Below are 21,166 nucleotides of genomic sequence, written 5' to 3' on the forward strand. Positions count from 1 at the left end.
TTAGCTAAATAAATAGTGAAATCAATCACATCTCCCAAATTATGTAGTTATATTGGGAACGAACTCAGATTATTGGGATGCACAACATATTTTCTCGCTCCCTGTTTAATAGTTTTAACTTTTTCTTCAAATTTAGATGATAATGTTTTTATCTCTTTGCACACAAAATTAAATAAATCTAGTTAAGTTTCGATAGAATAATAACTATCTAAGAGAAGTGAACTGTGGACAGGAGAAAGTTGTTTAGTAAATTATGTGTTTTAAAACAAAACAGCGAGCAAATAGCACTACTTACGTTCTTCTCCACATTTGCTGGTAATAGACCGTTTGATGGAATAATTATTTTCTCCTTTTTAAAAACACAATAATCAGATTCTCGCCCGATAGCTGCAATCTCTTCTATCCTGGTTGTTGATATTGAAAACTGATTAATCTGTTTAGATTTCTCTCATTAAATGAGATGGATCATTTTATTAACATTTGGGAAATTCTCCATAAAAAAGTTGCTCCCACTTGGATGATAATCTTACCGAATTAATATCAGGAAAAGGCATTTACGACACCTCCATTTTCCTACCTAAGTAATAAAAACAAAGGCACTGGCACCTGATATTCTGCTATTAACCCTTTCAGTTTTCGGATGTGGTATGTTGAAAACTGTGTTTAACTTTAAAAGGAATAGACTGATGACTCACTTTAGAAATAAGATCACGACGCTTTATCGTCTTTCTCTTGTCAACAAGAGAAAGACGATATTTTAGAGATAATGTCCTCCCAAAAAAATTTTTGATCACAGCGACTTTATCAAGAAAAAAAGTACTAAGGCCCAACCAACTATGCAACTCGAGCTCACGGCTTTCAACACAGAATGCAACCTGATCGGGTTATAAAAGTACTGTCCACCGTCGAATATCGTCTTGTTCAATCAATTTATCAACAGACTAAAATTGAGATAAGGTTTGATACCCTTTGTTTGAGTATATTAAGTTACAGTTGTACTGCAACTTTATGAATATCTACTAAGTCTTCTACCAATATTTTGTGACCAGTGACTCATTAATGTTATTATCTTCTTCAATCTCAAAAGCAATTCGCAGCACAATACCGAGAACCAAGCAGTTAATTAATATACTACTTCCGCCATAGCTGATGAAAGGGAGTGTTAACCCTTTAGTAGGTAACATACCGGTGCTAACACCTATATTGATTAGGGCTTGTAATCCTAACCAAAGGGCCACACCGTAAGCGATGTAGGCAGAAAATAAACAGCTACTATTTTCAGCACGGCGTCCGATAATGATGATGCGACCAATTAATAGCATGAACAAAGCAATTAATAAAAGCTCACCAAACAGGCCTAATTCTTCGGCTAATACAGCAAATAAAAAATCCGTATGAGCTTCGGGTAAATAAAATAATTTTTGAACACCGTTACCTAATCCAACACCAAAAAGACCACCGCGTCCAAAAGCGATCAATGATTGCGTTAATTGATAACCTGATCCGAATTGGTTATGCCACGGATTTAAAAATGTAGTGAAACGCCGTAGGCAATAAGGAGATAAGATAGCTAATAAAGCCAATGACATAGCAATCAAAATTAAGAGTATGCAAAATGGCCACAATCGTACGCCTGCTAAAAATAACAACGCCATATAAGTCATGATAATAACAACAGCAGCACCAAAATCGGGTTCCAATAATAATAGGCTTGACAAAATAACCATTAAAATCATAGGTTTTACGAACCCTTTTAATTCCTCGCGAACCTCATCTTGGTAACGTTGTATATAACTAGCAAGATATAAGATAGCTACGGATTTTATCGCTTCAGAAGCTTGTAATGAAATAAAACCTAGTGAAATCCACCGTCGACTGCCATTCACTACTTTGCCTATTCCAGGCACCAAGACCGCAATTAATAAAATAAAAGAAAACAGAAATAAGAGGCGACTGTATCTTTTCCACACTCTTACAGGGATGTGTGTTACAATCCAGGTGACCGTCAATCCTAAACTTAAATAGGACAATTGTCGAATAAAATAATGGAACGGATAGCCAAACTGGCGATCGGAAACAACCATTGAAGCAGAAGCCACCATTAACAAACCTAATGCCAATAATGACAATGCACAAATTACGATCCAACGGTCGTAGGAAAAAACAACTGATTTCTGCCGCATTAAAGCGCTTCCACTATGTTTATAAAAACATCACCTCTATGTTCATAATTCCTAAACATATCATAACTAGCACAGGCAGGAGACAACAAAACAACATCACCTGCTCGCGCTACTGTTGCAGCTTGATTGACTGCCTCATTCATTGAGTCAGCGTGTTTAATAATCGTATATCCTTTCAAAGCTCTTTCTAAAATAGACGCGTCCTCACCAATTAAAATAACTTCTTTTACATAACGTTTAACAGATTCTCTCAACAAAGAAAAATCGGCACCTTTACCTTGTCCGCCTGCGATTAAAATCAATCGTCCTTTTGCTGACTGTCCCAAACTAACAATAGATGCTCGCGTCGCTCCCACGTTGGTACCTTTTGAATCGTTAAAATAATCAACCCTATATCGTCTCCGAATTAATTGGCAGCGATGTCGAATACCTGGAAAGTCGCGTAATACTTGCAACATAGCTGCCATAGGAATATTTACTGCTGTTCCTATGGCCAACGCAGCCATTGCATTTTGCAGATGGTGATGCGCATTCAATTTCAATTCTCTAATAGGCACTAACCGCTCTCCGTGATAAGTAATATAAATTTGTTTTTTGCACTCAATTAAAGAAAAATCAGCTGGAGATTCTAAACCGAACGACAAAAGCTTCCCAGTAAGTAAAAGACGTGTCCAGATTTCAGGCTCGTCCGCATTTACAACGGGTGTTTGACAACGCGCATAAATACGTTGTTTTACACTCAAATAATCCTGTAAAGTGGCATAACGATCCATATGATCTTCACTAATATTTAATATTATTGCAGCCTTAGAATGTAAGGAAAAAGTAGTTTCTAGTTGGAAACTCGATAACTCAATCACATAGTAATCTGCTTTTGTTCTAATTTGCTGTAATACGGGCTCACCGATATTGCCACATACCATTGCGTTAAAGCCAGCTGCTTTCATCATCAGACCTATCAATGTTGCGACGGTGGTTTTCCCATTAGAACCTGTAATCGCAATAATAGGTTTTTTATTTCGCGAGCAAATAGTTCGATATCAGCAACTATAGATTTACCTTTAGCAACCTGTTTTGCGATCAACGGTTCTTGCAATGAAATGCCTGGACTTAAAATAATCTCTTCAGCCATTTCTAATAAATTTTCAGAAAATTTTCCGAGGAAGAGTTCAGTATTCGGACAAATTTGTGTAAACTCTTTTAATCGGGGGGTTCTATTCGGCTATCCATAACAGCGAAGGACTGATTTTTTTGTGCCAAGAACTGAGCACAGGATAGTCCCGTTTTGCCCAATCCAACAATGACGGTGAATGGTTTATTTTTCATAATTTTTGAACTACTTTAATCTTAAGGTTAAGGTGGTTAATCCGCAAAGGACCAAAATAAATGTAATAATCCAAAAACGAATGATAACTTTGGGCTCTGGACAACCTTTTAGTTCAAAATGGTGATGCAGAGGCGCCATTCGGAAAATGCGTTTCCCACTTGATAATTTGAAATAACTAACCTGAATAATAACTGATGCAGTCTCAATGATAAAAATACCTGCCATTAAAAAGTAGGTCAATTCTTGCCGAACCACCACAGCGATAACACCTAATGCCGCCCCTAAACCCAGCGACCCCACATCACCCATAAAAACCTGAGCTGGATATGCGTTATACCAAAGAAATCCAAGTCCGGCTCCCATCAAGGCACTACAAAAAACAGCGACTTCCCCTGCTCCAGAAATAAAAGGAATTGTTAAATATTCCGCAAAAAAATGATTTCCCATCATATAAGCAAAAACGCTTAACGCACCGCTAATCATCACCGTTGACATCAATGCTAAACCATCCAAGCCATCCGTTAAATTTACAGCATTGCTGCTACCTACAATTACAAAGTAAGCTAATACGATATAAAACAATCCTAAATTTGGCGAGACGTTTTTTACAAAAGGAATAACTAGAGAAGTTTCTGCAGGCGTTGTTGTTATAAAATATAGATAAATAGCAGCAAGGACACCTATAACCGATTGGAACAAATATTTTGAACACGCTGATAATCCTTTACTGTTTTGGTTGATGATTTTTCGATAATCATCAATCCATCCTATAATACTAAACGCCACCGTTACTAATAAAATAGTCCATACTAAACGACTAGTAAGATCACCCCATAACAACATGCTGATTACAATAGCCAGAATAATCAATACACCCCCATAGTTGGCGTACCAGATTTTTTCAAATGTGCCTGCGGTCCATCATTCCTAACCATTTGACCAATCTGTAATGCCTGGAGTTTTTTAACTAATCGAGGACTTAAGGAAAGAACGATAATTAATGCGGTTAAGGCGCTCACAATGAAATGAAAAGTTAAATAATTAAACATGCGAAAACCACGAAAGTGATGACTTAAAAAATTAGTTAGCCACAGCAACATTTTTATCCTTCTATCAGCGCCTTTACAATTCTACTCATATTCATGGAAAGAGATCCTTTTATTAAAACTACACAATTTTCATTCAACTGCTCCTTTAAAACGGACAAGAGTTGATTCTGGCTATTAAAATGATATGCATTTCTACCAAAGGTTTTCGCCGTAAATTGCGTAAAGTTACCATAGCAAAACAATTTTTGAATTCCTGATTGTAACGCACGCTCCCCGATTTCACGATGGAATTGATGACAACTTTTTCCCAACTCTAGCATATCACCAAAAACTAAAATGGAATTTCCTTTTCGTTTCGCTAAAACGTCAATCGCTGCCGATACGGATAAAGGATTTGCGTTATAGCTATCATCAATAATAATCGCGCCGCGATAACCCTTTTGCTCAGTCAATCGACCCTTAACAGCAGCAACTGTTTCTAAACCGGCTTTTATTGTTATGATTGGCAAGCCTTCAGCATAAGCTGCAGCGGCTGCTGCCAATGCATTCGCGACATTGTGCATACCAATTAGTGGTAACTGAATATTAATTTCTTCTTTTGGTGTTATTAATTGAAAAGCCGGTTGAGCGGCCGAATTCATTTTTATATTCTTTGCTGTAATATCAGCAGGATGGTTTATACCAAAAGTGACAATTCGACGCTCACCCACTAAACCATGCCAAAAATTGGCGAAGCAATCGTTGATATTAATAATAGCAATCCCATTTGCTGATAATCCTTGAAAGATTTCTCCTTTTGCTTTTGCTACACCGCTGATGCTGCTGAAACCTTCTAAATGAGCAGGAGCCGCATTGGTAATAATACCAATAGCAGGTTTAACCAATTGTGTTAAATTAGAAATTTCACCAGGACGACTTGCACCCAGCTCGATAACAGCATAGTTATGTTCCGCACATAAACGCAATAGGGTTAATGGTACGCCAATACTGTTGTTAAAATTTCTTTCGCTCGCTAAGACGTTGCCGCACTGACGAAAAATATTGGCCAATAATGCTCGCGTCGTCGTTTTACCACAACTACCGGTTACAGCAATAATGGGGAGTTGTATTTGCTTGCGTTGATAATTAGCTAACTGCGCCAAAGCAGTCAGAGTATTACCAACGAGGATCAGTGGTAATTCGATTTCTACAATACGCGTAACGAGTGCACCAACAGCACCTCGTTCGCGAGCCTCTTTAACAAAATTATTCCCATCAAATCGAGGGCCCTGCAAAGCAACAAAGAGAGCGCCTGGTTGAAGTGTGCGGGTATCGGTGCTAATTGATTCGAATTCCTCGTCTCTGTCATTAAAACTGGAGTTCACAGTTTTAGCTACTTGAGAGAGCTTCATGAATTAAACACCTTTCTTACTTCTTCTACATCATCAAAGGGCAGGACATCCGTGCCAATAATCTGCGTGGTTTCATGTCCCTTTCCAGCAATCAAAACAGTATCATTGGATGTTGCTTTTTGCACGGCGTATTTGATAGCTTTAGCACGATCGGTTTCGACAATAACGGGATTCTTATTTTTAAACCCTGCCTGAATATCCCGAATAATTGCAAGTGGGGATTCACTGCGCGGATTATCATTAGTCAAAACAATCTGATTGGTTAATTTTTCCGCGATAGCTGCCATTTGAGGACGCTTTCTGCGATCTCGATTACCTCCGCAACCAAAGACGCAAATTAATTGACCTTTACAATGCTCCCTTAAAGCCATTAGTACTTTTTTTAAGGCATCTGGTGTATGCGCATAATCAACAATAATTTGAGGGCAGTGGTGCTGGTGGTGTCGGATATTAACCACTTGCATTCGCCCACGCACAGTGTTTAGCTTCGACAACTCTGTCAGCGCTTCTTCAAAAGGCACCCCATATAAACACAATACACTTAAAACAGATAATAAATTACTGATATTGAATCGACCCAATAAAGAAATCGTAAATGTACCTTTTCCCCATGATGTTTGTACATCCACTGAAAACCCGTGCGCTAATTTTTTTATATGGGTGGCTCTAACATAAGAAACGCGATTATCTTTTATGCCATCGGCAGAGTATCCCACTAATGTTAATTTGGAATGATAATTGTCAATAATGCGTCTTCCCAGTGCGTCATCACAATTAACCACTCCATAATGTAAGCCTGGTTGTTCGAACAATAATTCTTTTGCGCGAGCATAATTTTCCATATTGCTATGATAATCGAGGTGCTCTTGGGACAATTGAGTAAAAACAGCGATAGTAAAATGGACACCTTGCACACGAAACTGATCCAATGCATGAGATGATACTTCCATCGCAACAGCCTTGACATCTTGTTCTTGCAGTTTAGCAAACGCCTGCTGCAATTGAATAGGATCCGGTGTTGTGCAATTCGTCCTATTTAAATTACCCACAAAGCCATATCCTAATGTTCCTATAACGCCGCACGAAATTTTTTGTGATTGCAGAGATTGCGCAATAAAATGTGTACAAGAGGTTTTTCCATTAGTACCAGTCACACCAATGACTTTAATCGTTTTAGATGGATCTCCATAAAAACGCGTAGCAATGTCTCCAATATGATTTTGTAAGTTAGGAAAGGCAATTAAAGGGATTCCATTCTGAACGGAAGGTTCATAATGGTCAGCTTCATAGAGTACTCCTACCACCTGCTTCTCAATTGCTTCTTTTATATAGTGACGCCCATCGACCCGTCGTCCTGGGTAAGCAATAAAAAGATCCCCAGGTCGAATTTTTCGACTATCTGTTTGAAGTCTATGAATAAACACATCGAACTCAAGCTCATTACAGAACCCTTTCAGTAACTGATTGAGAGAAAGACCGTTCATTTCTATGGATTATACCCAATAGCCTAGATTAAACGCTAGTAAAACCCTACTGGGTTTTAATGTTAATGCAAAAGGAAAAGATATTCTTCGGACCAATCAACCATGCCTGTCTTCCAAATCTAATTGCAAATAGCTTAGCCATTTTTCATCCAAACAGCCTAGCCTAGATGCCTTCAGATTCGAATCACAAAGATGAAGAGTGTGTCTTTCACCAGACATTACAAAAAGATCTGGTCTTTTTCTCCTAATCAATTTAGGACAATAGCTTTCTCCTAAGATCATGAACTTCATCAAAATTACTTTATTTAGGTACAATAATCATAATTGCTTTTATTTTAGAAAAAGTTAATCGATAAGTTTTCCTCCACAAATAACTTAATATAATAGACTACTCTCAGATAGTGAATATTGACTGAGACATCCAAATTTAGGAATTACTTAGGCGGAATATCCAATAATCGCAACGAACCACTCATAATTTTAGAAAACAAAGGTGCAGCGACAACACCACCGGAATGTTTTGCCTGTGGGTCACGAATGACAACAGCCACAACTAATTGAGGATTATTCACAGGGGCCATACCGACAAAGGAAGACATGTAATGATGTTTATCATAGCCATTGGGGCCTGCAATATAAGCGGTTCCGGTTTTACCAGCCACACGATAGCCACAAATTTGACTGCGAGTCCCAGTTCCTCCCCTTTGAGTTACGGTCTCTAACATTTTTACGATAGTAGTAGTGATTTTTTCAGGAAGTACGCGAATACCCGGCGGCGGTTGATACACTTTCACAAAACTCACAGGTCGCTTAATTCCACCGGATGCTAAAATAGCATATCCTTGCGCTAGTTGTAGCGTCGTAGCAGCAAGACCGTAACCGAAAGCTAAAGTAGCTACCACACTAGGCACCCAAGTATTATGAAAAACCAACGCGCCCATTGATTCTCCAGGAAATCCACTAGTCGTGCGTTCTCCGAATCCTAAGGCACGCAGTAAAGCGTAATAGTGATCTGGCTTTAGTGATAATAAAATTTTCGCCGCAGCAATGTTGCTGGAATATTGCAACAACTGGGTTAAGGTAATGATGCCATAATTTAAACCATCATCACTGATTCGATAACCCCCAATTTTCATCCACCCTGGATTCGTGTCAATTTTTGTATCTCGCGTATATTTTCCTGATTCTAATGCAAAAGCGATTGCAAATGGTTTAATCACTGAACCTGGCTCAAACATATCTGTCACCGCACGATTACGATACCGCCCATCATAATTTCTTGGCCGATTATTCGAATTGTAACTTGGCTGATTTACCATTGCTAAAATTTCACCAGTTTTTACATCGAGTACAATAATAGAACCAGATTTTGCATGATAATCGGAAACAGTTTCTTTTAAAGCACGATAGGCCAAATACTGAATTCGATGGTCGATACTTAATACTAAATTATGACCCTGAAGAGGTTTTTTTAACGAAGCCACATCAGCAATAATATGCCCAAGCCGATCTTTAACTACTTCATCTTCGCCGGGCCTTCCGGCTAACCATTGATTATAGGCTAACTCCAATCCTTCCTGACCTTGATCGTCAATATTCGTCAACCCAATCACGTGGGCCGTCACTTCGCCTTCGGGATAATAACGTCGATATTCCCGTTTTAAAAAACGCCTGGGATATGTAATGCCAGCACTTCTTTAGCAATACAAGGAGGGTTGCCTCGCTTTAAATAGACAAACTGCCGCCGGGGATTCCATTTTTGCTCAGCCTCCCTTCTTATGAAAGAGAGAGATAAGCCCAAAAAATGGGCAAGCCTGCTCAATTGTGCGGGTGTAGGTTGAAATAATTGTGGATTAATCCAGAGCGAATCAACAGGCGTACTAATTGCTAACGGCACGCCTAGCCGATCGGTAATCATACCGCGATAAGCCGGAATACTGACGTCACGAAGAATCCTCGCCTTACTTTGTCTCAGTAAAAAAGATCGATCTAGGATATTTAAATCGACTAATCGCCATAATATTCCAGCCACCGCAACACACAATAAAAACCATAAGGCATAAAACCGCCAAGCTCGTCGCACGCTTTTACCTGACAAAAGCTGGTGGGTTTGGGTTGTTCTTTTTTGCATTAACTAAAACAATCTCCTTTGCGTTTGGCATTTCCATCCCCAATTGCCGTTGTGCAATTTTCTGAATACGTGATTGTGTCGACCACGTACTTTGTTCCAACAATAATCTTTCCCATTTAATGAGTTTTTCTGCTTTTTCGTGCTGTAAAGTTTCATATTGGATAAATAAGCGGCGATTAAGATCTTTAAAATAAACTACCCCAAAAGAAGAACATAACGAGGCCACCATCAGTAAAACAATTAAGGTCTGCATTGGGTGGTGCAGAAGATACGGCTTCTTGTTCCTATAATTTGTTCAACAATCACCCTAGTTACTACTATGTTCATGTTAATTTCTCCACAATACGCAAACGAGCACTGCGTGCTCGCGGATTTTTTCTGATTTTGGCTTCACTCGGTCGAATCAAAGCACCTATTTTTTTTAGTCGGTGTTTAATTTCACTCCATAAAATCGGAATCTCACGCGGAAACAGGTCGCACGATTCCTTTTGGATAAATTGTTTAACAATGCGATCCTCCAGCGAGTGAAAACTAATGACACATAAACGCCCTCCTTTGACTAAAGCTTCTAAACCTTGTGGCAAACAATTTTGCAATTCTTCCAATTCATGATTAATAAAAATCCGAACCGCTTGAAAAGTACGCGTTGCAGGATGTTTTTTAATTTCACGACGAGGTATTGCTTTTTTAACAACCTCACTCAATTGAAAAGTGCTTAAAATGGGTTTTTCTTCGCGTTCTTTCACAATGGCTGACGCAATGCGTTTGGCATAGCGTTCTTCACCATAATTCCAAAGCACGCGGCGAATTTCACTTTCCTGAGCTTGGTTAATCCAGGTTGCTGCGTCCAAGATTTGTTTCGGATTCATTCGCATATCCAGCGGTCCATCTTTTTTAAAACTAAAGCCCCGCTTTGCATCGTCCAACTGTGGTGATGAGACCCCCAAATCCAGCAAAATTCCGTTCACTTTCCCGTGCCATCCACAGTCCTTGACCGCTTTTCCAATATTTCCAAAAGTATCGTGAACGATAGAAAATCGTGAATCACAGAACGGATCTTTATTTCCTATAACGATTGCTTCAGGATCTTTGTCCATCGCCATCAACCGGCCAGAAGCCCCTAGCCTCTGCAGTAAACCGAAACTATGCCCTCCTCTTCCAAATGTCCCATCTATATAGACGCCATCTGGTCGAATAGCAAGCCCTTGGATCACCTCATCAAACAAAACAGGTTTGTGCATTATGTAAGGAGAATATTCTTAATTTTAGCAGCAGAACGCCTCTTTCAAAAACTCGTTTACTAACTATCTCACGCGACAGCTACCATTGCAATTAATCCTACAATTTAAATTTTTTCTATCCTTAAACTAGTAAAACTAATCTAGCTTAATTCCGCATATTCATGCGAAAGTAGTGGAACTAAAATTCACTTATTGCGGCGAGACCTATCCCTTAAATTTTAGGATCCACGGACTAACGGGATGATAGATAATTCAGTAAATTTTCTAATTTTCTCTTAATTTCTTCCTATCTAGGGTCTAGAAATTAAAGACAATACCCTAACGTCTTAAAATGATTACTAAGACATCATCTACTGCAATGACATTTAAGCTAATATGAAACCAAAATACACCCCCGCCTTTATTGTATCACTTTTTAAAAGTTGGTCTAACACCATAGAAGCGTTAGCGTTTTTGAAAAACGAAACATACCTCCTCTCAGAAAGTCTTATTTAAGAAGAAGGCAGTTATGGGAAAAAGCCTACATTAATCTCGAAAATTATCAAATTAAAGAAAGAGGCTGACCTCTTTTACTTGCGAAGCAATCCGATGACGAGAATCGAGATCATCTCTTTTTTCTGTAACATATACTTTCTCGCTTTGAATCACTATTTAAAAAACTTTCTCAATATATCAATTAATTGCTTCGGTTAAAATAGTCTCTACCCGTAATTGGCCCACTGTATTCGTATTACTAACTTTGTACTCATCCAGTTTAGATAAAATATCAAACGATAGTATAACTTGAGTCCTAATCAATAATTTCAGGAAGTTCAACAGTAAGTCTTGAAATCCTAATCTATACTGATTCTGGTATACTGAAAGGCTCTCTATGAGTTGGTAGCAGAAGTAAATTAAAGAAATGATTTTTAAACCCATCATAACAGAAAATGAAATTTGAAGTTGTGCTCTCCGTAAAAATGAAAAGATCCATACCTATGCTTAATACGCATAGCAATGAAAAAACTGTGATTAAAAAATCACAACACGAAATCACCTCTTTCCTAGTCTTAAAGAGACTGACAAGATTAACGCATAAAAGCCAAAATCATAAAAAAGAAGAGGAAGGGAATCTATTTACTTCTTCTTTTTTATGACCAATCCAAAATGACTTTGCCTGCTTTACCTGATAACATTACATGAAATGCTTCTTGAAAATTTTTTATAGGAAATTCATGCGTAATGACGGGGGAGATATCCAGTCCGCTTTGTAACAGATTGGTCATCTTGTACCACGTTTCAAACATGCGCCGACCATAGATGCCCTTAATCACCAGGCTTTTAAGGACGACTGTGTTCCAATCGATGGCGAAAGATTCAGGGAAATCCCCAAGGAAGCAATTTTCCCGCCGTTATTCATAACAGTTAACATACTACAAAAAGCTTCTGCGTTTCCAGACATTTCTAATCCGACATCAAAACCTTCCGTTATTCCCAATATCTTCATTATCTTCGTCAATGGTGTTTTTATGGGATTCACTGTAACATTCATCCCCATTTTTTTTGCCAAAGACAAGCGATATTCATTAACATCGGTAATCACTATATGACGTGCACCAATACGACGCACAATGGCACCAGCCATCAAGCCTACAGGACCTGCACCTGTAATTAACACATCTTCACCCACCAAATCAAATGCTAATGCAGAATGAGCAGCATTGCCGAAAGGATCCAAGACGGCTGCTGTATTATCACTAATTTTTTTGGAATTTTGTAGGCATTTTGCTCAGGAATGACTAAATATTCGGCAAATGCACCCGCGTAGTTGACACCCACGCACAACGTATTCCGACATAAATGACGTTTTCCAGAACGACAATTTCGACAATAACCACAAGTGATATGTCCTTCTCCAGAAACCCGATCACCGATAGAAAAACCTTTAACATCTTCGCCCATTTCCGCTATTTCGCCTACAAATTCGTGGCCTATGTGCATAGGAACTAAGATAGTTTTCTGCGCCCATTTATCCCATTTGTAAATGTGTAGGTCAGTCCCGCAAATCGCAGTTTTTTTGATTTTAATTAATACTTCATCACGCTCAGGCTTTGGAGTGTCTATTTCTGATAACCAAATACCTGTTTCTGCTTTTAATTTTGAAAGTACTTTCATATTTTACTCCATATCCTGGTATCGAATCCGGATTAATCATCATGCTTAAAATTTGAATGCCGCCTTCTACCATGATAGGGATGACAAAAAATCAAATCACTCCTAAATTTTTTCCAACACGGCCAAATATGTTAATAGCTCGATCTAACTGCTCCTTACTATGAATCGCTGACATCTGCGTACGAATACGAGCTTTACCTATCGGTACGATGGGATAAGAAAATCCAATTACATAAATACCTTCTTGTAATAATTGATCTGCCATTTTTATAGCTAATTGAGCATCCCCCAATATGACAGGAATAATCGGATGATTACCCGGTACTAAAGCAAAACCTAATTTTTCCATGCCGGCGCGAAAATAACGACTATTTTCCTGCAATTGTCGACGTAATTTCGGACCTTGATTTTCTAACAATTCAAGCACTTTTAACGAGGTAGCAACAATAACTGGAGCTAAAGAATTAGAAAATAAATATGGCCGCGAACGATTGCGTAACCATTCAATAATTTCCTTATGGCCTGAGGCATAACCCCTGACGCACCGCCTAATGCTTTTCCTAATGTTCCAGTAAGAATATCGATATGATCTGAGACGCCACAATATTCCGGTGTACCTAGTCCATTTTCGCCTATAAATCCTACTGCGTGCGAATCATCCACCATAACTAATGCATGATATTTATCCGCTAAATCACAAATAGACCTTAAATTAGCGATAGTACCATCCATTGAAAAAACCCCATCGGTCGCGATCAATTTATAACGGGCACCTTTCTCATCAGCTTCCTTAAGTTTCGCTCGCAAATCCTGCATGTCGTTATTTTTATAACGATATCGCTGCGCTTTACACAATCGAATACCATCAACAATACTAGCGTGATTCAGTTCATCACTGATAACTGCATCCTCACAGCCTAATAATGCTTCGAATAAACCGCCATTCGCATCAAAACAGGAAGAGTAGAGGATAGTAGCTTCGGTTTTTAAAAACAGACTGATATTTTTTTCCAATTCTTTATGAATATTCTGTGTCCCACAAATAAAACGTACCGACGCTACCCCGAAACCATATTCCTTAAGCGCCTTTTGTCCTGCTTTAATTAATTCAAGATGATCTGCTAAACCTAAATAATTATTAGCACAAAAATTAAGAACGGACTTATGATCTACTGAAATTTCAACATTCTGTGGTGAAGTAATGATCCGTTCTGCCTTGTAAAGACCTGTTTCTTTAAAATTTTCAATGTTGCTACGCAATTGATTTAATATTTCATTCATTGCTAAATACCTCTTAGCAGCTATTCACTCAAGTAGCTTTTAAAACTATGAAGTTCTTGAATTATACATCTCTCAGCTGACAAAGAAAATACGCACCCCTATAATTAGAACAGAATCAGTCTTATTGCCTTTACCATTTACCTTAATCTTAGCCACATTTCTAGCTGTTTTTTCGTAATGCCAAAGCTAAGACTCGATAAGAGTTAATTTCCTCAAAATTCTCTTTAACTATGTTTATAAATTATTTTTGATATTTTATAAAAAATCTTTCATCATTTTCTTTTTTAATAATTTCACTCTAATTCTTCAGAAATAACGTCTATTAAATCACGCCGCTGCTGTCCAAAACAAATTCTGACTTCATTAAAACTAATTAAATTAATTGTATTAAAAATTACATGATTACACCGACTATCGGTTTGGATATAAAAATAACAAAGATCAACTATCCAACCTATTCATTTAATTCTTAAACACAATGATAAAGAAACATAATCTCCTTGATCAATGCCATTAAATAAAAAGAAACTAAATTCCTTTGATCAAAGAAATGGTAGTGCTCAATCAAGAAAGTATTTTGTTAATGTAGAAAAAGACTAAAAATAAGCGATATTATGTATTAATAAAAAACTTTATTCCAACGGAACTATAGGTTCTACAAGTCCTTCTTAACGAAAAATTAATTTATTTTTTAATTTTTCTCTCTTTTATTTAAGAATATTAGGAAGAAGCAAAAGTGAAAATACCATGATTTTGAATCTTTTCCCGTATAATGGTTAGGAATCAACCCATGTAAAATAAATATACAAAGTATATATTTTATCGTAATCAATTCTTAATTTTCCGAATATTACTCGAAATATGTTGTATTACTTCTTTGTGGTTAAAAATCATTATCTTTTCTTTATCTAGTCTTTTTACACTACTATCCTTTCAATGATTAATTTTTTCGTTTTTAACAAAGAATAAGTATTATCTTCTAATCAAAAAGAATGATACATAAGTTCTTAAAATTAGTTACAAATTTTAGGTGTATAATATGTCTACTGCGTCTTACTCTCTTCCAAATTTTCATCCATATGTAAATCTTTTCTCTTTTCTGTTATATAAAGAGTATGTGAGCCGATAGTCATCAAATCAATCTTTTATAAGTAACCTGTTTCTGACTAACAATTGGGTAATAATTTTTTTCACTTTTTTATTTGAAAACAGGGAAAAATTTATTTTTCCCTGTTTAATGGCTGTTAGAGAAACTATTTGCTAGCGAGCACTTTATTTTAAAAATATTTTCTTTTATTGAATCGCTTAATGAGAGAGCGCTGACCGTTCTCAGCAAAATCATCTCCTAATTGTTGCATTATCTTAGGAAAGCCGAGAGATTTTTGCTGTTAAAATGTTTCCAACATTATGTGCTCCCATTAGGAAGTGGCTCTTTATAAGAGAAATACGGTTAAAAATAGGAAGTCTGATAATAAAGCTGATAATCACGAACAGTCACTTACTTATAAGTATCTCATCATGAAGCCACTCTTTGATAGATTTTTTTAAAAGGCGAGAAGGCGAAACATTTTAACTGAAATTAAACACTATATACAGAAACTCGTTAAATCGGTCGTATTTTTTCTTTTATTGATCTGAAGAATCAGTGAGAAACGCAGATACCCTACAAATAGTTTTAAAAGCATAGGTGAGATACTGGCGGGCCACTACTTCCCTGACTCTAAAAGGCACTCTTGCGTTATTTTTCTCTTTTACTGTTATTTTTTATAGCATCGTTTTGAATTTGATAATAATACAACGGGCACTAGTGAGGTCAGTGGTCGCCCCCACCTCTCATCAATTCATTGAAAAGAAAACCCCATTTATGTAGCCATGTATTAATTACAATTTTTTATCAATTCCACTTTTCGATATTATGACACATTTAAATTGGCCAGCTGATAAGCCGGGTTCTGTCGTGAACAGTCATCTATCTAGGATGTGTGTCACCACACACCTCAAGCAGCCTACCCAAATCCACGTGTGAGCTGCACGTTAAAGGATTCCTATTTGGCCTTGCTCCGAGTGGGGTTTACCATCGCCGTTGTTGTTACCACCTAACGCGGTGCGCTCTTACCGCACCATTTCAACCTTACTATCGAGAAATTCGACAGCGGTATACTTTCTGTTGCACTTTCCGTAGGCTTTCGCCCCCAGGTGTTACCTGGCACTCTGCCCCATGGAGCCCGGACTTTCCTCCCAGCTACGCTGAGCGACTGTTTAGCTGGCCTAGTCAACACTATACCAGATTAAACCATCTTTCACAGCAGTATATCCTTGTCTATAGCCTTTCTAATGAATAACCTAATGATTCTAGGCTTTTGGAATACCTTCGTCACTGAAAATTTTCTTTACTGCTTTGTAAAATAATGTCGTATTTTGTAATGTATAAAATCACTAAAACTAAAAGGCTGATGATCATTACGCCAAATCAAATCGCTTGTAACTATAACGAATGCTAAATCACCTAAATCCTCCGCTACTAAAAACACCTATATTGCCGAATATTCAACCAAAGTCATGGTCTCAAAGATACTTCAGATACGGGATTTCAAGTAACTACACTTTTAAAATATTTGAAAATATTTGCCACGGGGTTCATCTCTTAACTTGCCTTCATCACCCCTCCACCCACTAGTTCTTCCTATAACGTCTTTTAGTAAGACGTATGAAAAGAAAGGAAACACACAAACCAACGGGGGCTACAAGAAGCAGCTATGGCTTTGATCGATGTTTCCGAAATGGTATATCAGCGGAATAATCACTATCACTAAAATACAAAAGGAAATTATTTTTTTACTATTTATAGTAGTACATAGATCACGTACAAATAGTAAACCAATGATAATAGCAATCCCACAAAGAATGATGAATATTTCAGTGATCTTGACCAATGAATTAATTGTATATGGTGCTAATGTTCGTTGAAATAACTAAAGATCTCAACTTATAATTCTCCTTCGTAAATACATAATTCCTGGATTAAGTACTTCGGTTTCGTTTCGCACAGACCAACGTCATACTGACGCAATTATCCTATGAAAATTCCAAATTCGCGCAAGATCTTGCAGGATTAATTAGGATATTAATTTGCAAATCAAAGTGTCAAATAAATTCGTCAATGCTCACATCGTTTATAAAATCAACATAACAAAAGGCATAGCTATATTTTATGGGTTCCTCTCATAATATGTGCTGAGGTTTATTGCAACCGCCGAATTACATCGACAATCATCAATCCTTATCGGAGTTGTCAAAGATTTACACAGCGTCACGACGTACTTTCCTTTTCACTCTAACGAATAATCACTAAATATCTAGACGGCATCCGCTCACAAATTAATATCCGACAAGACAACAACTGTACCCTTTCATCCAAATATATTTTTTCTTTACTTAATTCAATCATGCTAATGACCCCAATCGTGTGATTGCTTATCAGATAAGAATAGGGTATAAAGAGGAGTTCTGTGCCCCCTTTATATATTCGATTTGGCTATATTTTATTCACTTTTATGAACGTGGGAATCAAAGGTCAATCGGTTGCTACTAACTATGGGTATTCATGTCTTTTTTCCCCATTATTCGGCTTTCTCTTCTTTGTACTCTATGGTCAATTCTTTTGGTTACTGTCTTTCCTATGATCTTCACATTTCCAACGCTTTCCTTTATCATTTTTAATAGTTGAGAAATTGCGAAATTGTAGGAAATTTCATGAACAGTCAAATTTTTGAAAAAAATATCGAGAAAATTCATCAAGATATTTCTACCACCTGGGACAAAAGCATCATTCCTGAACTCGTTAATTACATTAAGATCCCGAATAAATCGATTTTTTATGATTCGGACTGGAAAGCTCATGGCTATATGGACGAAGCTATACAACTGGTCGTTGGTTGGTGCCGAAAACAACCCATCAAAAACTTGCAATCAGAAGTGGTTCAATTACACGAGCGAACACCTCTTTTATTTATCGAAATTCCTGGACAGATTGATGAAACTATTTTGCTATACGGACACATCGATAAGCAGCCTGAAATGCAAGGCTGGGAGGAAGACTTAGGCCCGTGGAAACCAGTTTTAAGAGAAGATAAATTGTATGGCCGCGGTGCCGCAGACGATGGTTATGCTGTATTTGCCGCATTAACAGCTATCGAGACATTACAGCGCTATCAAATCCCTCACGCTCGCTGCGTTGTTATCATCGAAGCCTCTGAGGAAAGCGGTAGTATTGATTTGCCTTCCTATTTAAGTCATCTGAAAGATCGTATTGGAAAACCGAATTTAGTCATCTGTTTAGATAGCGGCTGTGGTAACTACGAACAACTGTGGTGCACTACTTCCTTACGCGGCAATATCAGCGGTACATTAAAGATTGAAGTCTTGAAAAACGGTATCCATTCAGGATTAGGAAGCGGCATTGTACCCTCTCCTTTTCTAATTTTACGTCAGTTACTTGATCGCATCGAGGATAGCCGGACTGGAGCTATCATTGTGGACGAATTGAAAGTAGCGATTCCGAAGCAACATCAAGAACAATCTAAAAGAATTGCTGAAAATATAGGTCAATTAATTTCTTCACACCTTCCTTTTTTGCCTAATGTCAAACCGATTACTTCTAATTCTCTTGAATTATTGTTTAACACTTTTTGGCGCCCACAATTGAGCGTAACTGGCCTTGATGGGCTACCCCCTGTTGCCAACGCGGGTAACGTGACCATTCCTTCTTTGAGCGTCGTGTTGTCCTTGCGTACGCCTCCAACGCTAGATACAGAAAGAGCAGCACGGGTATTGAAAGCCATATTTGAAAAAGACCCTCCTTTTAACGCACAGGTCTCTTTTTGCTTTGAATCTGCAGCAGCCGGCTGGGTAGCGCCGAGTTTAAGTGAATGGCTTGCGCGAGCCAATGAAAAAGCTTCCCAGCAATTCTTTAAAAATCCAGCAGCTTATCTCGGTGAAGGCGGCACAATCCCCTTTATGGGCATGCTTGGCCAAATGTTTCCAAAAGCCCAATTTATGATTACAGGTGTTTTAGGACCGCTCTCAAATGCGCATGGCCCAAATGAATTTTTGCATATCTCGATGGGGAAAAAAGTAACCGGCTGTGTAGCTTCTATAGTGGCTGCTCATTGTACGCATTATAGTTCAAATATAGATAGCAAGTAAGATTCTCAGGAAAAATTTTAAAACTGCATCCTAAAAAATACTAACCGCATAAAAAGAGCGAGATTCTCAGAACTGGCGCTTAAAATAAGGTACATCGATTTGTTTGCCAACAGCGGGTAATAAACGTATAAGTGATGAAGGTAGTGTATGGAATGCAAACTAAAAATCAGTGCTAGGTTAACATTGAAATAAGATAATCAACATTTTTCATCAAAAATAAAATCTTTTGTTAAAAAGATAGCATTTCACCAGTATTTCTTACATATTTAGATAGGGCAGGTAATTGGCTAAATGCGACACAGCAAGTACCACTACCAAAGTGATTACTCAGATGGATAGAAAATCTTGCCATCCCTTAAATGTTACATGATAGACACGATTATTACACGATTAGCTTATTGATATTAATAGTTGAACCCTTTGTTTGCTGATTTTTGATTCTCCTGATATAGTTTGGTTCCTAATATGACAAATAGCAAACTCATGTCTACTTATGATGTCTTGGTTATTGGCAGTGGTGCTGCAGGTCTCAGCCTCACCTTAAGCCTAGCGGATGAGGCGCGAGTTGCTGTCATCAGTAAAGATGATCTTATCGACGGCTCTTCTCCACATGCCCAGGGAGGAATTGCCGCTGTGATGAATACCGATGAAGATAGTATAGATCTCCATATACAAGACACTTTAAATGCAGGAAGTGGCTTGTGTGATGTTGAAGTGGTAAAAGCTACAGTAACCCAAGCCAAATTAGCTATTGAGTGGCTGATACGACAAGGTGTTCGATTTTCTACCGATGGTGATCATTATCATCTCACTCAGGAAGGAGGACACAGTCGACGGCGAATCTTACACGTTGCTGATAAAACAGGGGCGGCTATTATAGCAACGTTAGTTGAACAAGTAAAAACCCATCGTAATATTGATTGTTTCACTAAACATACTGCAGTTGATTTACGTCTTAAACATAATCGTTGTGTTGGGGTGTTGGTATATAGCAACCAACAACAACGAATGCTAGTATTTAATGCGACATGTACGGTGCTTGCAACAGGAGGGTCTAGTTTTGTCTATTTGCATACTAGTAACCCATCTTGTACGAGCGGTGATGGTATTGCAATGGCTTGGCGCGCTGGATGCCGTGTGGTCAATCTGGAATTTAATCAATTTCATCCTACCTGTCTTTATCATCCTAGTGCTAATTATCATTTAATCACTGAAGTCGTTCGTGGTGAAGGGGTTATTTATTACTGCCCAACGGCGAGCGCTTTATGCTGCGTTATGATAAACGCGCTGAAATGGCGCCAAGAGATATTGTTGCTCGCGCCATGCATACTGAATTAAGAAAGCATCAGCTCGATTGTGTTTACTTGGACATTAGCCACCGCCCTGCCGATTTTATCAAAAAAACTTTCCCTACTATTTATTCGACATGTCTGAAATTCAATTTAGATATGACAAAAGAACCATTACCTGTTGTACCAGCCGCACATTATACTTGTGGCGGTGTAATGACGGATTTAAATGGTCAAACGGATATTCTAGGTTTATATGCTATAGGTGAAGTAGCATACACGGGATTACATGGCGCTAATCGAATGGCAAGTAATTCGTTGTTAGAATGCCTAGTTTTTGCTGCCAATTGTGCACATGCTATTAAAAAGCATCGTCGCGAAAGAAACAATCCATCAAAAAGAATATATTACGTTGACTCCTGGATTCCTAC

At 37.9% G+C, this 21,166-nt stretch carries 5 protein-coding genes, 1 other RNA gene and 7 pseudogenes; 2 read left to right on the forward strand and 11 right to left on the reverse strand.

The features are described 5' to 3' along the window. Nucleotides 1-1,028 precede the first annotated feature (1,028 nt). From ftsW to rnpB, 11 genes and pseudogenes are all read right to left on the reverse strand, one after another. Nucleotides 1,029-2,183, reverse strand: a complete 1,155-nt coding sequence (gene ftsW / locus LG660_RS02360) for a putative lipid II flippase FtsW (RefSeq protein ID WP_258267160.1) — start codon at nucleotides 2,181-2,183, stop codon at nucleotides 1,029-1,031. Further along, a pseudogene (gene murD / locus LG660_RS02365) lies at nucleotides 2,183-3,509 on the reverse strand (UDP-N-acetylmuramoyl-L-alanine--D-glutamate ligase). The gene ftsW and the pseudogene murD overlap by 1 nt, the downstream one beginning before the upstream one ends. Nucleotides 3,510-3,519: 10 nt before the next feature. Next, nucleotides 3,520-4,610, reverse strand: a pseudogene (gene mraY, locus LG660_RS02370) (phospho-N-acetylmuramoyl-pentapeptide-transferase). A 2-nt stretch (nucleotides 4,611-4,612) separates the two neighbouring features. Continuing rightward, nucleotides 4,613-5,950, reverse strand: a complete 1,338-nt coding sequence (locus LG660_RS02375; RefSeq protein WP_258267161.1) for a UDP-N-acetylmuramoyl-tripeptide--D-alanyl-D-alanine ligase — start codon at nucleotides 5,948-5,950, stop codon at nucleotides 4,613-4,615. Further along, on the reverse strand, nucleotides 5,947-7,434 hold the full coding sequence (locus tag LG660_RS02380; protein WP_258267162.1) for a UDP-N-acetylmuramoyl-L-alanyl-D-glutamate--2,6-diaminopimelate ligase: 1,488 nt from the start codon (nucleotides 7,432-7,434) through the stop codon (nucleotides 5,947-5,949). Before LG660_RS02380 ends, LG660_RS02375 begins: the two co-directional genes overlap by 4 nt. A 434-nt stretch (nucleotides 7,435-7,868) precedes the next feature. Next, nucleotides 7,869-9,565, reverse strand: a pseudogene (locus LG660_RS02385) (peptidoglycan D,D-transpeptidase FtsI family protein). After that, nucleotides 9,522-9,892 (reverse strand): annotated as a pseudogene (gene ftsL / locus LG660_RS02390) (cell division protein FtsL). The pseudogenes LG660_RS02385 and ftsL overlap by 44 nt, the downstream one beginning before the upstream one ends. Then, complete coding sequence (gene rsmH, locus LG660_RS02395; protein WP_258267163.1) at nucleotides 9,889-10,806, reverse strand: 16S rRNA (cytosine(1402)-N(4))-methyltransferase RsmH; 918 nt, start codon at nucleotides 10,804-10,806, stop codon at nucleotides 9,889-9,891. Before rsmH ends, ftsL begins: the two are co-directional and overlap by 4 nt. 1,130 nt (nucleotides 10,807-11,936) lie before the next feature. Further along, nucleotides 11,937-12,960, reverse strand: a pseudogene (tdh, locus tag LG660_RS02400) (L-threonine 3-dehydrogenase). 91 nt (nucleotides 12,961-13,051) lie between these two features. Beyond that, nucleotides 13,052-14,241 (reverse strand): annotated as a pseudogene (locus LG660_RS02405) (glycine C-acetyltransferase). A 1,925-nt stretch (nucleotides 14,242-16,166) separates the two neighbouring features. After that, nucleotides 16,167-16,512, reverse strand: an RNA gene (gene rnpB, locus LG660_RS02410) — RNase P RNA component class A. Nucleotides 16,513-17,994: 1,482 nt separating this feature from the next. Here rnpB and LG660_RS02415 point away from each other — a divergent pair. Continuing rightward, entirely contained in the window at nucleotides 17,995-19,446 is a 1,452-nt protein-coding gene (locus LG660_RS02415; RefSeq protein ID WP_258267164.1) for a M20 family metallopeptidase, read from the forward strand. A 483-nt stretch (nucleotides 19,447-19,929) separates the two neighbouring features. After that, a pseudogene (gene nadB / locus LG660_RS02420) lies at nucleotides 19,930-21,105 on the forward strand (L-aspartate oxidase); the annotation flags it as partial. Nucleotides 21,106-21,166 lie beyond the last annotated feature (61 nt).

Origin of the sequence: Coxiella-like endosymbiont, from assembly GCF_024730665.1 — a bacterium.
Classification (GTDB): Bacteria; Pseudomonadota; Gammaproteobacteria; order Coxiellales; family Coxiellaceae; genus Coxiella.

Bases quoted from the DNA above. Each gene is read 5' to 3' on its own strand.
- ftsW (WP_258267160.1), bottom strand. From the start codon at position 2,183: ATGCGGCAGAAATCAGTTGTTTTTTCCTACGACCGTTGGATCGTAATT.
- LG660_RS02375 (WP_258267161.1), bottom strand. From the start codon at position 5,950: ATGAAGCTCTCTCAAGTAGCTAAAACTGTGAACTCCAGTTTTAATGAC.
- LG660_RS02380 (WP_258267162.1), bottom strand. From the start codon at position 7,434: ATGAACGGTCTTTCTCTCAATCAGTTACTGAAAGGGTTCTGTAATGAG.
- rsmH (WP_258267163.1), bottom strand. From the start codon at position 10,806: ATGCACAAACCTGTTTTGTTTGATGAGGTGATCCAAGGGCTTGCTATT.
- LG660_RS02415 (WP_258267164.1), top strand. From the start codon at position 17,995: ATGAACAGTCAAATTTTTGAAAAAAATATCGAGAAAATTCATCAAGAT.